Annotated in this window: 16 protein-coding genes and 1 pseudogene; 5 read left to right on the forward strand and 12 right to left on the reverse strand. The window is 64.8% G+C overall.

The genetic code is table 11. The annotated features are described in order from the left end of the window. Window positions 1–5: 5 nt before the first annotated feature. The 8 genes from ABT112_RS16470 to ABT112_RS16505 all read right to left on the reverse strand — a co-directional run bounded on the left by ABT112_RS16470 (window position 6) and on the right by ABT112_RS16505 (window position 6,117). A complete protein-coding gene (locus ABT112_RS16470; protein WP_351510060.1) occupies window positions 6–296 on the reverse strand; it encodes a S1 RNA-binding domain-containing protein in 291 nt (96 codons plus the stop codon). A 662-nt stretch (window positions 297–958) separates the two neighbouring features. Continuing rightward, complete coding sequence (locus tag ABT112_RS16475; protein ID WP_351510062.1) at window positions 959–1,210, reverse strand: S1 RNA-binding domain-containing protein; 252 nt, start codon at window positions 1,208–1,210, stop codon at window positions 959–961. A gap of 1,429 nt (window positions 1,211–2,639) precedes the next feature. Continuing rightward, entirely contained in the window at window positions 2,640–3,215 is a 576-nt protein-coding gene (locus ABT112_RS16480) for a S1 RNA-binding domain-containing protein (RefSeq protein WP_351510064.1), read from the reverse strand. 50 nt (window positions 3,216–3,265) lie between these two features. Further along, window positions 3,266–3,523 carry a DUF7660 family protein gene (locus ABT112_RS16485; protein ID WP_351510066.1) on the reverse strand — a complete coding sequence of 86 codons (258 nt, stop codon included), beginning with the start codon at window positions 3,521–3,523 and terminating at the stop codon, window positions 3,266–3,268. Window positions 3,524–3,744: 221 nt separating this feature from the next. Then, window positions 3,745–4,158 carry a contact-dependent growth inhibition system immunity protein gene (locus ABT112_RS16490; RefSeq protein ID WP_351510069.1) on the reverse strand — a complete coding sequence of 138 codons (414 nt, stop codon included), beginning with the start codon at window positions 4,156–4,158 and terminating at the stop codon, window positions 3,745–3,747. 561 nt (window positions 4,159–4,719) lie between these two features. Continuing rightward, window positions 4,720–5,028: a hypothetical protein gene (locus ABT112_RS16495; RefSeq protein WP_351510071.1), complete on the reverse strand. Its 309-nt coding sequence runs from the start codon at window positions 5,026–5,028 to the stop codon at window positions 4,720–4,722. A 176-nt stretch (window positions 5,029–5,204) separates the two neighbouring features. After that, entirely contained in the window at window positions 5,205–5,603 is a 399-nt protein-coding gene (locus tag ABT112_RS16500; protein ID WP_351510073.1) for an Imm50 family immunity protein, read from the reverse strand. Window positions 5,604–5,613: 10 nt separating this feature from the next. Beyond that, window positions 5,614–6,117, reverse strand: a complete 504-nt coding sequence (locus ABT112_RS16505; RefSeq protein WP_351510075.1) for an Imm50 family immunity protein — start codon at window positions 6,115–6,117, stop codon at window positions 5,614–5,616. Between the two features lie 258 nt (window positions 6,118–6,375). On the opposite strand from ABT112_RS16505, the gene ABT112_RS16510 reads away from it, so the two are divergent. After that, complete coding sequence (locus ABT112_RS16510; RefSeq protein ID WP_351510077.1) at window positions 6,376–6,948, forward strand: MepB family protein; 573 nt, start codon at window positions 6,376–6,378, stop codon at window positions 6,946–6,948. A gap of 231 nt (window positions 6,949–7,179) precedes the next feature. Then, window positions 7,180–7,797: a DUF6023 family protein gene (locus ABT112_RS35370; RefSeq protein WP_502975364.1), complete on the forward strand. Its 618-nt coding sequence runs from the start codon at window positions 7,180–7,182 to the stop codon at window positions 7,795–7,797. A 20-nt stretch (window positions 7,798–7,817) separates the two neighbouring features. Here ABT112_RS35370 and ABT112_RS16520 read toward each other — a convergent pair whose 3' ends face one another. Next, window positions 7,818–8,681 (reverse strand): class I SAM-dependent methyltransferase, encoded by an 864-nt coding sequence (locus tag ABT112_RS16520; protein WP_351510081.1) that lies wholly within the window; start codon window positions 8,679–8,681, stop codon window positions 7,818–7,820. Between the two features lie 85 nt (window positions 8,682–8,766). On the opposite strand from ABT112_RS16520, the gene ABT112_RS16525 reads away from it, so the two are divergent. Then, window positions 8,767–9,366: a TetR/AcrR family transcriptional regulator gene (locus ABT112_RS16525; protein WP_351510083.1), complete on the forward strand. Its 600-nt coding sequence runs from the start codon at window positions 8,767–8,769 to the stop codon at window positions 9,364–9,366. 55 nt (window positions 9,367–9,421) lie between these two features. Here the strand turns inward: ABT112_RS16525 and ABT112_RS16530 are convergent, their stop codons facing one another. The 3 genes and pseudogenes from ABT112_RS16530 to ABT112_RS16540 all read right to left on the reverse strand — a co-directional run. After that, the gene (locus ABT112_RS16530; protein WP_351510085.1) at window positions 9,422–10,519 is read right to left on the reverse strand and encodes a serine hydrolase domain-containing protein; all 1,098 of its coding nucleotides are present in this window, start codon (window positions 10,517–10,519) and stop codon (window positions 9,422–9,424) included. Window positions 10,520–10,701: 182 nt separating this feature from the next. Next, window positions 10,702–10,899, reverse strand: coding sequence for a hypothetical protein (locus ABT112_RS16535; RefSeq protein ID WP_351510087.1), 198 nt, complete (start codon window positions 10,897–10,899; stop codon window positions 10,702–10,704). Window positions 10,900–11,404: 505 nt separating this feature from the next. Next, window positions 11,405–11,911, reverse strand: a pseudogene (locus ABT112_RS16540) (PadR family transcriptional regulator); the annotation flags it as partial. 106 nt (window positions 11,912–12,017) lie between these two features. Between ABT112_RS16540 and ABT112_RS16545 the strand changes: the two are divergent. Continuing rightward, a complete protein-coding gene (locus tag ABT112_RS16545; RefSeq protein ID WP_351510089.1) occupies window positions 12,018–12,707 on the forward strand; it encodes a cysteine hydrolase family protein in 690 nt (229 codons plus the stop codon). A 275-nt stretch (window positions 12,708–12,982) separates the two neighbouring features. Then, the gene (locus tag ABT112_RS16550; RefSeq protein WP_351510091.1) at window positions 12,983–13,843 is read left to right on the forward strand and encodes a CPBP family intramembrane glutamic endopeptidase; all 861 of its coding nucleotides are present in this window, start codon (window positions 12,983–12,985) and stop codon (window positions 13,841–13,843) included. Window positions 13,844–13,946: the final 103 nt, after the last annotated feature.

Below are 13,946 nucleotides of genomic sequence, written 5' to 3' on the forward strand. Positions count from 1 at the left end.
AGGAGTCAGTCAAGGAGAAGCGAAACCTGTCGCTTGCGGACGTTGATGGACGCGACCTTCACCGCAACGCCGTCGCCGATCTCCAAGGCGTGCCCCTCCTCGCCCACTTCGGAGAGCGGCAGTAGGCCCGTGACACCCGACTCCAGCTCCACGAAGACGCCGATGGGCGCCACCTTGACCACTCTGCCGGAATGGCTGCACCCCAGCATCGTGCGCGCGAAATCAAGGAACGGATTCGGCTCCAGATCCTTCAACGACGCCGCAACGCGCCCACGCTCGGCATCAACATCCAGCACGACAACCGTGACTTCTTGCCCAGGCTGCACCACCTGGGGCACTTCATCGGACCCGGCTGGGGCCAAAGCCCATCCAGCGCCGCCACGCACACCCCTCAGGAGTCAGCGAATATAGTCCGCTTCTCCATTTCATAGTCCTTCAGCGCTTGAGGGTCGCCGTCGTAATAGGATTCCCAGAACCCTGGCCGACTCCACGAATCCGGGCAAAGAGCGAATGACCCACCGCCGAACTGGCAATACCTCCAGTTCGACGGCATCGAGGAGCATGTCACCACAAACGCCCTGCTATCAAATAGCGCCGACCTCTCCCCGTCAATGAATTCAATCCGGAATTCCGGACTTTTCCCGCAGGCCACATAGACTTCGAGAAGTACATATTCTCGCCTTTCCTGCAGGTCACCAAGACCTTGCCGGATCTCAGGACGTTCAGTGAGTGGCCGCGCAAACCGAGCACGCATTCCCGCTACCTTCTATTCAAGATGGCCTTGTCATCATAGTTCAGCACTCACCCCGTCGCGGGGTTGCAATAGTGGTGCATCTGAAAGTCCCCGTAAGGCGACTGATGCGCCTTCGTCGTATGCTTGCCCCAATCCGCGAGAACACTCCCGTCCGAGGTCATCAGGTCGCGAACGACAGGGGAAACGGATCCGGCTCCAGACCCTTCAACGACGCCCTACCGCGCCCACGCTCGGCATCAAGACAACCGTGACTTCCTGCCCCGGCTGCACCACCTGGGAAGGGTGATCGAAGTGCACCCAGGACAGATTGGGCGCACTCAACAGCGCATGCAGGCACCCAAGGTCTACGAATGCCCCGACGTCCGTCACGGACTCGACAAGCCCCCTTCGCACCTGGCCAGGTTCCAGGTCTCCGACAGTGAGCCCACGGACTGCATGACTGAACCCTTCACGCATTGACACTCCGTTGCACCACCAAGCCCAGGCCTCCCAGCCACAGCACGGCGCAATTATTCTGAACTACCGAACACTCAATCTGCGCCAGGCATTCTCCCCTCCCCCGTTCGATCGCTCGTCAGGAATCGGCCAAGATTTTTCGCTTCTCCGCTTCGTAGTCATCGAACGCCTTGGGATCACCATCGTAATAGGATTCCCAGAACCCTGGCCGACTCCACGGCCCCGGACGCAAGGAGAACGACCCATCATCGAACTGCCTATATCGCCAGGTCGATGGGATCGAAGAACACGTCACGGTGAATACCCTGCAATCGAACAATGCTGGACCTTCTCCGTCTATGAACTCGATCCGAAACTCTGCATTTTTCCTACAAGCCGCAAACACTTCGAGGATCGTGTACTCTCGCCCCTCCTTGAGCGCGTCGACTCCTTGTAGGATCTTGGCGGACTCAGTCCACAGAGGAGTAAAACGGGCACGCACTTGCGCCACTTCCCATTCATGTCGTTCTGCCCTTCCAAGAGGACTTGGACGGGCAGCTCTCCCCTCGCCACCCCTGCAGGTTCGGACGGCACCCTGCTGTGTGACCCGAGACGTCGAGGTGTCGAATTCAATTGAACATCGACCCAGCCCGAATGGGGGTTGAGTTTTCCCGACTCATATCATGAACTCTCCCGCAGCACGCAGCGATCATCCTACTCCACGCGCCTGAAGGGGCCGAACCTCGAAGGCGTTGCCGGACCGCCCACGTCCTCATGCCACTGGCAATTCGCCGCAACGACGTAATGCGGACCCCCATTGAACAGAAACGGGCGCCCGATTCGAATCCCCCGCGTCTCAATAAACGAGAATTCCCCGGACTCATCGACTTCAATGCTGTCGATCCGGAGGCTCGAAAATGACGTCGGAGAGCTAAGAAACTCGACACCGGGAAAGAGTACATCAACCCGCGTGTCACCCACAGGGTCTACATTCACACTCCTTAGTAGCAACTCAGAGTGGCTGACCGAATAATGCCAAACCCTGAATTTCCTATCCCACGAAGCCAAATTTTCCACTTCCTCAACCTCCTATTGCCGACGGACGGGCCGGGTAGACCCTATTTCCCTTATAGTAGAAATTAATGCTATCCCATGAGCGATTTCCCCACTTGACGGAGTCCCCCACGATGGCCATCTCCCTCTCTGTCGTCCACCAATTATCCCCCTTACCCCGGGTGTAAGCAGCCTCGAAAAGTTCGTCAACATCATCGGAGATCTTGTTGCCGAAACCTCGAAATCCGTCCATTACAATGTGTAGCCGAACTCCAGGACGCTCATGGGCGACATTCCGGACCTCGGAGAGCGCACCCTCTTGCCCCATGCCGCAAAAATGAGGTCGGCTGAGCCTCCGCCGACTTCCGGCTCCGCGGCCAGATGGGCAGCGACGGGATCAGTCAAGGAGAAGCGAAACCTGTCGCTTGCGGACGTTGATGGACACGACCTTCACCGCAACACCGTCCCCAACCTCCAGGGCATGCCCCTCCCCGCCCACTTCGGCGAGCGGCAGAAGGCCCGTGACACCCGACTCCAGCTCCACGAAGACACCGACGGGCGCCAGCTTGACCACTCTCCCGGAAAGGCTGCACCCCAGCATCGTGCGCGCGAAATCAAGGAACGGATCCGGCTCCAGATCCTTCAACGACGCCGCCACGCGCCCACGCTCGGCATCAACATCCAGCACGACCACCGTGACTTCCTGCCCCGGCTGCACCACCTGGGAAGGGTGATCGAAACGCGCCCAGGACAGGTTGGGCACACTCACCAGCGCATGCAGGCCCCCAAGGTCTACGAATGCGCCGACGTCCGTCACGGAGTCGACAAGACCCCTTCGTACCTGGCCTGATTCCAGGTCGCCAAGGGTGAGCGCGCGGGGCGCGCTACCAAAACCTTCAGACATTGAACCTCTTACTCGCAACGGCCCATCGAAATCTCGCTGCACCCGACACGAAGCCGAAAACCTACACATCGGCCGAGCGGTAGACCATCAAGACGAACGGAGTCGGAAGCCTCTACTCCTCACTCGTAAATACATGCGGCAGAGAAAATCATGGCAATGGTCTCCCATTCTGGATCCTCTGGAACCTCTTCCCCATTATTAAGAAAGAACCCGTCCATATCATTAACCCAATGCGCCGCAGCTTTCACGAAGTTGACAGCCGAGACGTTCTCCAAGAGATACTCCCCGGCCTCCACTTTACTTGCCAGCTCCAGCAAATATCGAAAAAGCCCCTCACGAGACCGAACGGAAGATGCATCCGCAGTCCAAGCACTCACGGTTCCCACACCTCATCAATTTGATGAATGACGATCGACTTCCCCCTCGGTACGGGTGGAGAATTTCCACCTCTCACGCACAGCTTCCCCGGGGGTTGCTGTTCGTGTCGAGCGTAAACAATTTTCCGCTCTTCACCGTGACCCGAGGGATGATGAACTTTCTACAGAAACAGGGGCGGCTTCAAACAGCTCACCCCCATACGCTGACCAAGGATCGAGAGTCACCACGGCAACCTTGAGCGAAACTTAACAACATCCCGCTGAATATAGGAAGGGAGGTCTGTCAGGATCTCCAGAACGTTCACCATCTCCTGAGCCAATTCCGGAAATGTCGACCAGGTTGACGATTTTCGATTGAGTACGGCCGTCAGCAGCTCGTCATCGTACCAACCGGTCTCCACCTGCTTCGGCGCTGTATCCCGGAGAATTTCCACGCCCAACGGAAGCGTCCAGGGAAGGGCAACATCCTGCCCGATCAGGCGAGCCAGGTCCCATGCACTCAAGGTGCCGACAGGGCGCTTGCGAAGTTCGTGCACACTCCTCACAAGGCCAGTGGAATCCTCAGGAGGATCTGACCACGGATCCCCCTCGAGCATCTCAACGGAAAGCGTACGATCGAATTTTACATTAGCCACCGATTCTCCTTTCAGGTTCGTACGGCCGCCGCATCGGGTGGTGAGCCCGCTCCAAGTCCGGACGACGGTCTGGACGGCTCAACTATCGTGTTGGTCACGCCAAGAGGTACGCCCCCAGGTCTTCACCTTATCCAGCCTTGTTGGACAGCTCCGAGGAGGGCAAGCGGCGGGGGCCATCGTTCGAGTCGGCCGAGATTCTCCCGGAGAGAAGCTCCCAGAATTCATCCAGCCTCAGCGAGGATGACCGCGCCTTCACGAATCCTCTTGACGCCGGTTCCCGAGAGACGGACCCTTGCCGCGTGCGGAGGGTCGATGAAGTCGACGCGCACTCCTTCATAGCGATCGATCCAGTCCAGGGAGAGCGATTCAGTTTCAGCGGCTTCCTGGGTTCGAGTGCGAATACCGAGCCGGCGTGCACAACGCCACCCACGCATCGCACGATACAAATGGCCCAGGTCTCGCCAGATTTGTCGACGGAGTGGATGTGGAGCGCTCCTCTGTCGGCCACTCTTAGGCCTCCTTCGCAACATGTGCAGCGGCGACCCAACGCCGGAGTCCCCCTCAGGCGGGTTCCCGCCCTTCACCTTCCCAGAAGGGTGCGCCCACGCGGAGTCGGATCTGCCGATCCCGATCGACCAGTCGCACGACAACACCTTCCACGGTTTCGCCGATTTCAGGGAGCGGGCCCTCTTCTCCCTCTTTGGATCCTGGCGATCTGCAGGAAACAAGGTCTATGAACCCGTTCACCTCGGGCGCATGCTCAAGTTCCAGAAATACGCCGAAGTTGAATCTTGCCTTGACCGCACCCCGGGCGGTGGAGCCCAGGGGATACCTCTTCTTGGCGTCCTGCCAAGCATCCGCGTGTGTCACGTGCTCCGAATCCTTGGATACGAGTTGTTTTCCCCACCCGACACCGAGGCTCGCCCCGCCCCACGCCCGTTCGATATCGGCGCCTCCCCTTGCCGCACGCCCGCCCACGCAACCACTCGGCAGAGTTCAGGGGGTTCGATCGATACTCCATCGCCCGACCGCCCTGAGGCGCACAACTACCAGGATGACGAGGCCAGGAAGGCCCGGTGCTCAGCAAGTCGGGCAGTAGTGGCGTGGAAGCTCATGGTCTCGTCGTCGGCAGCGAGCATCACATGAAGAAGACCCGTGTGGTCGTGCGAGAGGGTCACATGGGGTTCCTGGGCCCCGGAGAATCCGCACCAGTTCTCGATGCCAAGTCGGGTCACCTGGGCGAAGCGGAACAGGAACTGGCTGGCGTTGAAGCCCTTGCAGAGCCATTCCGCCAGGGGCCTGTCCGGCAGGCGTCCCAGTTCGAACCCGAGCGTCACCTCCGTGTTCCGCTCATCGATGTGCACGTAGATGAGCCGGAAGTCGCCCACTCTCAGGGGCCGCTCGAAAAGATCCCTGAAGGCTCCGGATGCATCGATGAGATCCATCCAGTGCGCTCTACACATAGAAGTTCCTCTCCGTGACCTCCGGGAGAATCGAACCGTATCTCCTCCTACCCAAGGGGCTTGCGTAGTAGTACGTTTCGCTGCCGGGGGTTGCGTCACGGTCATACGCATACGCGCTCACCCATGCCACGAGCAGGGAGTCGCTACTGGTGAAGTCGAGATCGATGCCCTCACCTGTTACGTGCACATGGATGCGACGCAAGGGGCGAGGCCGCAGGGCGACTGAAGCCACGGCGGGTGGGCTCCACGATCTCATCGACAGTTGGTCGACCGCCAGGAACTTCACCTGGCACTGGAATCGATCGCAATGATGCTCCACCCATTCCTCATCCGGCTTGTTCGCGAAGCCGGGAAGGTCGAAACGAAGTGTCACCGTTGGCCCGACCCGGCTGAGGTTGACCGACCTCACGGCAACCGATTCCAGCGGAGGGACGGAGGTGTAGAAGCGGTCCAACAGCTCGCGGTTCCGTACATACCCGATCCAGGAGGAGGTCACAGCCAGGCCTCCATACGGTCCGCCAACTCCGGCAAGTGCCGGGAAAGGGCCTGCCGGGACCTGGCAGGGGATGTGTCCGCAGTCCCACCACTCACGGTCGCTCCCCCTCACTCATATGACGCAGTACGCATGCTAATGATCTCCGTCAGGCTCCGAGTCGGCAGGTCACCCACCTCGGAAGCCCCAGCAGTCTCCGACCCCGGCGTCCACGGACCTCGAGGAGGCTCCATGAAGCAGTGGTGGCAGAATCGACGAGTGATGACGAAACATGGTGATTCCTCGGGATCCGGCTCCGCCGCACCGACCGCCCCCTGGCCAGGAGCGGAATCCCTCCCCGCTGACCTGCTCGCCGCGAAGGCGCTGGTGTACGACCCGTGCGGCTTCGCCTGCTCGCCGCCGACCGCCGAACCGGAGGGGGCCGAGTACGCGGCGCACTCCTTCACCGTCGACGGGTCATCCGTCGTTTTCCGGGTCGCCAAAACGACGCCCACCAAGGTCGGGCAATTCGTCACTGTGTGGAAGCGGTCCGCGGAGGGCCCCATCCGGCCGTTCGACGTTCGGGACGGTATCGACCTCACCATCATCAGCAGTCGGAGCGAGGGCCGTTTCGGGCAGTTCGTTTTCCCCAGGGACGTGCTCTGTGAGCGGGACATCGTGTCGCGCGACAGCACCGGCGGGAAGCGAGGATTTCGGGTCTACCCGCCCTGGGTGACGACCACCAGCCGCCAGGCGGACCGCACGCAGACCTGGCAGGTGAAGCACTTCCTGGATATCCCCGAGGACGGTGGCCACCTCGACTCCGCACGCGCCCAGGCCCTGTACCACCCGTAGACAGCCGTCCCTCCCTCTACTCCAAGGGCCTTGCGTTCCTGTGCCCTGTCTCGCATGACGCGCCGATTTCCCCACTCGCCCTTCCTCTGAACTTCCTCAACAACGGAACCACCTCCCCTGCCGCCCCCTCTCGGTCCATGAAGTCGGCTGCGTTCGCCTGAGATGGCGACAGAGCGAGGGGGGATGGATGCCGTGGAAGGCCGCACACAGAGCACTGTGATGAGAGCTGTGATGAGAAGGGGATCCCTGACCGCCGCACCGCATGTTCCGGTGTCGGCCTTCGGTGGGTCCGCCGCCGGCACGTCGGTCCTCGCGGGCCCGGGGCCGGCCGTAGAAGCGCGTCCGCGGTACGCCCGCACCGCCGTATGGGCCGCCTGCGTATTGTCGGCCGCTCTGACCGCCGGTTGCACGGCGAGTTCCGAGGCCGACGGGCAGCGCTCGCGAGCCGAACCGACCTCCGCCTCTCCCTCCCCCACTGCCTCCGAACGAGAGCTCGCGAAGCGATCCCGTGCAGCCGTGAGCTCAGAACGGGACAGCGCAAGCAAGTCCGTTGCGTCCGGCCACGGATCACTCAGAGGCGGCCTCCACACGCAGATCCCACAGTTGAAACGGAGGCACTACACACTTGCGGTGTCCTGTGCCGGGACGGGAGAGGCCACCTTCACCGTGAAGAACGACGACCGGGAGGAAATGCAGCGATTCGACTGTGACGGCTCCGCTGTCCAGCAGAGCAGCGAGAAGGCCTCCAGCCTGTTCGAGATCGATATCGCCGGGCGTCCGGGGTCGTCCGGAATGGTTGCCTGGACACTGCTGCGCGATGACGACACTCCCATCCTGAATTCCCCCTGACGAGAGGTGCGCCCCGCCGGTCAGGCGGTACTGATGGTCCTGGGGCTTCCGGTGCGCGTGTTGCCGGTACGCGTACACGTGACCGCCACCGTCGTGTAGCGCATCGTGAAGCTGCCGCCCATCCCGTCGATGACGGTGCCGACTCCTTCCAGCACCGGCGTCAGCTTCTCCGGCGGGAGCCGGGTGAAGGCGCCCTGCGTGGGCATCTGGTCCAGCCACGCGTCTCTGGTGTAGGTCCGGTCCCAGTCGCATCGCCACTGCTCCGGTTCGCCGAACGCTTCTGCTGCCCGCATGCCGTCGACCGCTGTGACGAACAGCGGCTGGTACCCGTCGGAGGGTTGCTTCGTCATCGCCTGAGCCAGGAACGGCACGTCCGGCAGCACCTGTTGGCAGGCGGCGGCGAAGGCGTCCGCGACCTCGCGCGGCAGTTGGAACACATTCCAGAACGCCGCCAGTCGGCCGCCGGGCCTCAGGATCCTCGCGGCCTTGGCGGCCCCTGCCACGGGGTCCAGCCAGTGCCAGGCCTGCCCGGCGACCACCGCGTCGTATTCCCGGCCGACCGGGTCCCAGGTTTCGAAGGTCGCTGTATCGACCTCGGTCCCGAGTCGGCGCGCGACCTCGGCCATCCGCTCGTCGGGCTCGACTCCGAGCACCCGGCAGCCGGCTGCCTGGAACTGGCGGCTCGCGATGCCGGTGCCGCAGCCGACGTCGAGGAGGTCGGGCCCCGGGCTGCCGGCAACGATCCGTTCCACCAGGGCGTCGGGATAGCGGGGGCGGGCGCGGTCGTAGCGTTGAGCGTCCGTCCCGAAGGACTGGGCCGCCTGCCGGAATTGATGGGGCTCGTACGCTGGATCACCCGGTCGCACCGGGGGCGTAGTGGGCATGCGCCCACTATGGTGGGCGCATGCCCACTCGTCAATGAGGTCCGGTCCGAAGGGTCCGGTACCGAAGACAGGGAGGATGCTCGGTATGCCGACAGGAGTGGCGCTGCGCGATGCGCGGGAGCAGCTGTTCGATGCCGCCGAGCGAGTCCTGCTCCGGGACGGGCCGAACGCACTGACCAGCCGCGCGGTGACGCTGGAGGCCGGGTGCGCCAAGGGCGTTCTGCACCGGCACTTCGCCGACTTCGATGCCTTTCTCACCGAACTCGTACGGGACCGCATCCGCCGGATCGACCACCAGGCCGCCGCTCTGCGCGCGTCCGCCGGGACCGGCACCGTGACGGAGAGCCTCACCGAGGCGCTGATGACCGTGTTCGGGTCGGTGGCGCTGGCCATCATCGGCCTGATCACCTCGCGGGACGGACTGCGCGCCCGACTGCGTCAGGCCGGCTCGGTCGGTGTCCCCGTCCTGACGGAAGCCACAGCCATGATCGCGTCCTATCTGGCCGCCGAGCGCGACGCAGGCCGCATCGCGGCGGATGCCGACGTCGACACGCTGGCGCTCACGCTGATCGGGAGCGGCCACCTGCTGTTCGCGGGCCGGGAGGGCACCCCGCCGGAGGCCGACGCCGTCGGCAGGGTGATCGCCTCGGTCATCGCCGGCGCGGTGCCCGACGGCCCGCCGTGAGGCGTGTGCCGTACGAGGTGGCCGACCGTTCCGGTCGTAGCGCGCCCTGCGGCTATCAGCCCTTGCCGCACAGGGCCGCGTCCACCGCTCCCTGGAGGTGGCGCAGCCGTTCGCCCTCGGCCGCCCAGGTGGTGGTGTAGACGGTTACGGTGCCGCGGCCGGCCGTCGCCCGGCCGCCGCCCACGGAGTCGCCGGGCAGGTCGCCGCCGTGGCCCCAGTAGACCCCACCGCAGCTGAGCGGGATCGAGGCGATGCCGTAGCCGTAGCGGCTGCCCGCCGGGTAGACGTCACGGCCGCCGATGTCGGTGGTGTCCCGGGTCATCAGGCGCACCGCCCAGGCGGGCAGGAGCCGGCCGCCGAGCAGTCCGTCCCAGAAGGCGTTGAGGTCCCCGGGCGTGGAGACGAGGCCGCCGGATGCGCCGAACTCGTACCCGGGGAGCTCGGTCACGTCCACCCGGCCGCCCTCCGGGTGCGCCGGGTGGACGCCGTAGTTACGGGCGTGGGGTCCGCGCAGGGACAGCTCGCCGGGCGCGGGCCAGTAGGTGTCGTCCAGGTGCAGGGGACGCAGAACCGTACGCTCGATGTACGTGCGGAAGCCGACGCCCGAGACCTTGTCGATCACCATCCCGAGCACCAGGTAGTTGGTGTTGGAGTAGCCCCAGTCGGTGCCGGGCTCGAAGACGGGCTTCTCCTTGAGCGCGAGAGCCAGGTAGTCCTCGGGCGTGCCGGGCCGGCTCCAGTCGACCAGGGCGGAGTAGTCCGGCAGCCCGCTGGTCTGCTTGAGCAACTGCCGTACGGTGACGGGGCGTCCGGTGAGCTGTGGCACGTAGCGGCTCGCGCGGTCGTCGAGGCGTATCCGCCCGTCCGCCACCAGGCGCATCACGGCTGCCGCGGTGAAGGCCTTGGTGTTGCTGGCCAGCCGGAACCGGCCCTGCGCGTCGACCATCGGACGGCCCGACTCCAGATCCGCGACACCGGCGGTACGCGTGACCTTGCCGTCGTACGCGAGAGCGCCCGGCACCCCGTCCCGGTCGACGAGGAGATCCAGTTGTCGCTGCACCGGGTCGCGGTGGCGGGCCGCCGCCACCGGGGCGCACGCCCCGATGATCGTCGCGGCGAGCAGGACTGCGGCGGCGAGGCGCTGACGATGCATGATTCCCCCTGGTCATGACTGGTGTGCGCGGGCCGATCGGCCACTTCTCCGATGATCCTGCCAGGACCGCGGCGCCGTATCGGTAGGGCAGACCCCCGAATCGGGGTGCGGCACGCCCCCGCATGGGGTTCACCGGCCACGACGGTCATACCCCTTGGTCAGGGCGCCCTGCAGAAGGTGATTCAGTAGTTCTGCAGTTCCATCCTGGCGATGCCGATCGCCCATTCCACAAACGTCACCGACAGCGACTCCCCCAGCGCATCGAGAGAAGCCTCCCCGGACGCTCCTCTGCGCACATGCAGCACTTCGCCGCCGCCATTGGGCCCGAGATCCCAGAACTCGACCACCCACCCGTCGTCGTCTTCCGCGTCGCTGAGCACACTGGTCTCAATGAGCCTGTCTCCGTATCGGTGTACGGGCACTTCTCCGATTCCCTTCCGAGAGAGCGGAGCGCTCGGTCTCCAGCCCCTCACCGTGAGCGTCCCGGCGCGATTTCCCTGATCTCCTATCCCAGGCGCAGGACGGGATTCAATCCCTCCAGCGCAGGATGTTCACTCCCGAGATGTTTCCGCGAGAGAGCCCGAGGAGCACTTCGACCACCTCGTCCCAGGACTCAGCAGAGCCCTCACGTGGTGGAACGGAGGAGTCCTCGACGTTCTCCCACCACACAGTCCGGTCCGGATGGACACTCAGGGACCATCCGGACTCATGCACCAGCGAAACATCCCCGTGCTCATCGTCCGCTTCTTCAAGCTCCGCCAGCAGCAAGCGGATCTGCATCTCAGTCGGGGCATCGATCGACTCACCCATGAGGTTGCGCATGAAGTAGCGTGCTGTTCCGCTTTCTTCCTGGGATGGGACGGCACTCGCGGGCCTCCTGTCCTCCAGTTCCTCGCGCAGCCAGGCCCGTTCCGCCTGGCTGGTGGCTCGGGCGACGACGAGCATCCCCCGGCGGTAGCGGTCGTCGGTGTCCTCGGCGCGCAGTGGGCGGTCGCCTTCGTAGAAGAAGCTCGCCGGCTGTTCCAGGAAGTCCAGGCGGCGCCGCAGTACCGCGTGGCGGTCGGCGATGTCCGGGAGCTGCGAGAGGAACGCGAGGATCGCGAAGAAGCGGGTGCTGTCGCTGATGTCCAGGTCGTCGGGGTACCGGAGGCGCCGCAGCAGCTCGTTGCGGCCGGCGGCGGTCAGGCTCAGGGTATGTCGACGTGCGGCCGAGGATCCCGGTTCGGTGCGACGGTCGAGCAGTCCCGCCGTGACCAGGCGGTTGATCGCCGGGTAGAGGCTGCCGTCACTGACGGGCCGGTTGTGGCCGGACAACTGGGCCACATGGCGACGCAGTTGGTAACCGTGCAGCGGCCCATCGGCCAGGAATCCCAGGATCGCGAGCTCCAGCATGCTGCTACCCTCGCACATCGAATCGAGGTACCTCGATTCGAGGCATGCCTGAATGCGAGGCGCGCCGAGGACCGAAGTGCCGAACCGGGCGGCGAAGGGGGCAGTCATGGAGTACACCGAGGAGTGGGTGACCGCGCGGGCGCGGGACGCCTACGAGAACGGGCGGGCGGCGTTCGAGGTGCGGCCGGAGCGCACGGCACTGCTGGTCATCGATATGCAGGACGAGTTCGTCCGCCCCGGCTGGAGCCCGTACTGGGTGCCGGCCGCGACCCGGATGGCGCCCCGGCTGCGCGGGTTGATCGAGGCGAGCCGCGCCGCGTCGGTCCCGGTGATCTGGACGATCTTCGACGACACGCACCTCGGGCTGGACCGGCCGCGGGCCTTGCCCCACCTGCCGCACGCCGACACCGACTGGCGCAGGCCGGGCCCGGCCACGGTGTGGGACGGGATGGGCCACCGGGACGACGAGGTGCTGATCCGCAAGCCCTCCTACGGCGCCTTCTACGACACCCCACTCGACACCGTGCTGCGCAACCTTGGCCGCGACACGGTCATCGTCACCGGCACGCTCACCAACTACTGCTGCGGCACCACCGCCCGACAGGCGTACGAACGCGGCTACCGGGTGGTGTTCGGGGCGGATGTCACGGCCACGGACGACGAGAGCCGGCAGGAGCCCGAACTCGCCGTACTGCGCAAGGGCTTCGCGCTGGTGCTGACGGCCGAGGAGATCACGCGCCGCTTCGCAGCACGGCCGGACGGCACCTCCGTAATCCTGTCGCACCGCCTCCCCTGAATGACTCCCCTGAAAGAGCTGTGCCGGACCGGCATCGCCATCCCTACAACGGGGGAAGGCATGTCGCTCCTGGTAGCGATCCCGCCCCGTGCGGCCGGTGCGACGGTGGGGATTCCCGACGCAGGGACCAGGAATCCAGAAAGGCGGATGAGCTCATGCCCGCACACCGGCCGAATCCAGTAAGCCACCGATCCGACCCCGTCAGCCACGTTCCCGTCAGCCACGTTCCCGTCAGCCACGTTCCCGTCAGTCACGTTCCCGTCAGCCGTAAGGGAGTGACGGCCTTCCTCATTATTTCGTTCGCGGGCACCTGGCTGTGGTTACTGTTCGCGCGGACGGTTCTCGGTCTGTCCCCGCTGAACCCCCTGCTCCAGCTCCCCGGCTTCTGCATGCCCGGCATCGCCGCGGTGGTCGTCCGTCGCTGGATCACCAAGGAGGGGTTTGCCGACGCCGGGCTCGGACTCCGTCTCAAGGCTGCTCGGCGCTACTACGCCGCCGCTCTCCTCGGTCCGCCGCTGCTCGCGGCGGCCACCCTCGCACTCGCGGCGGTGCTGGGTCTGTGGCACCCGGACCTGTCAGGCCCGGGTGGAATCCCCGGAGTCAAGGAATTGGCAACGGTGCTCGGGCTCATGGCAGTGGCCCTGATCCTCACGCCTGTCTATGCGGGCGAGGAATTCGGCTGGACCAGCTATCTGAGGCCGCGTCTCTTCGGGGGGCGCACCGCGCCGTCCATCGTGGTGACGGGCTTGATCTGGGCGGTGTGGCACTTTCCACTGGCCTTCATCGGCTACGTCGAATTCTCGAATGTGCTGATCGGCCTGGTGGTGTGGACCCTGGCCTTCCAGCTCCAGGAGATCATCCTCATGTGGCTGTACATGCGCAGCGGCAGCGTCTGGGTCGCGAGCCTGGCTCACGCCGGGAACAACATGGTTCTCTTCCTGGTGCTCGGCGCTGTTCTCGACGACAGGGCGGGCCTGGGCTCGCTCACCCCCATGCTGCTGTCTCTCGTGCCAATGGCCGCCGTCTGCCTGTGGATCGCCGGACGCCGGAAGCTGACCGGCGAGCACAGCATCCCGGAGCCGGCCCACACCCGGGGAGAACCAGGCAGGCGGCATGCGGAACTCGGTCCTGAGTGACCCTGCCCCCGCGGAGTGCCCGAGCTCTTGGAGGGAAGCCGGTTCCGGGCGTCCGAGCCCCGGCCCCGGCGATCCCCAGTCACAGCGAGCGAGCCCCGCCCCC

Origin of the sequence: Streptomyces sp. NPDC002055, from assembly GCF_040296705.1 — a bacterium.
Taxonomy (GTDB): Bacteria; Actinomycetota; Actinomycetes; order Streptomycetales; family Streptomycetaceae; genus Streptomyces.

Excerpts from the sequence above, each read along its gene's own strand:
- ABT112_RS16475 (WP_351510062.1), bottom strand. The coding sequence starts at position 1,210 with ATGCGTGAAGGGTTCAGTCATGCAGTCCGTGGGCTCACTGTCGGAGAC.
- ABT112_RS16480 (WP_351510064.1), bottom strand. The coding sequence starts at position 3,215 with ATGTGTAGGTTTTCGGCTTCGTGTCGGGTGCAGCGAGATTTCGATGGG.
- ABT112_RS16500 (WP_351510073.1), bottom strand. The coding sequence starts at position 5,603 with ATGGATCTCATCGATGCATCCGGAGCCTTCAGGGATCTTTTCGAGCGG.
- ABT112_RS16510 (WP_351510077.1), top strand. The coding sequence starts at position 6,376 with ATGACGAAACATGGTGATTCCTCGGGATCCGGCTCCGCCGCACCGACC.
- ABT112_RS35370 (WP_502975364.1), top strand. The coding sequence starts at position 7,180 with ATGAGAAGGGGATCCCTGACCGCCGCACCGCATGTTCCGGTGTCGGCC.
- ABT112_RS16520 (WP_351510081.1), bottom strand. The coding sequence starts at position 8,681 with ATGCCCACTACGCCCCCGGTGCGACCGGGTGATCCAGCGTACGAGCCC.
- ABT112_RS16525 (WP_351510083.1), top strand. The coding sequence starts at position 8,767 with ATGCCGACAGGAGTGGCGCTGCGCGATGCGCGGGAGCAGCTGTTCGAT.
- ABT112_RS16530 (WP_351510085.1), bottom strand. The coding sequence starts at position 10,519 with ATGCATCGTCAGCGCCTCGCCGCCGCAGTCCTGCTCGCCGCGACGATC.
- ABT112_RS16545 (WP_351510089.1), top strand. The coding sequence starts at position 12,018 with ATGGAGTACACCGAGGAGTGGGTGACCGCGCGGGCGCGGGACGCCTAC.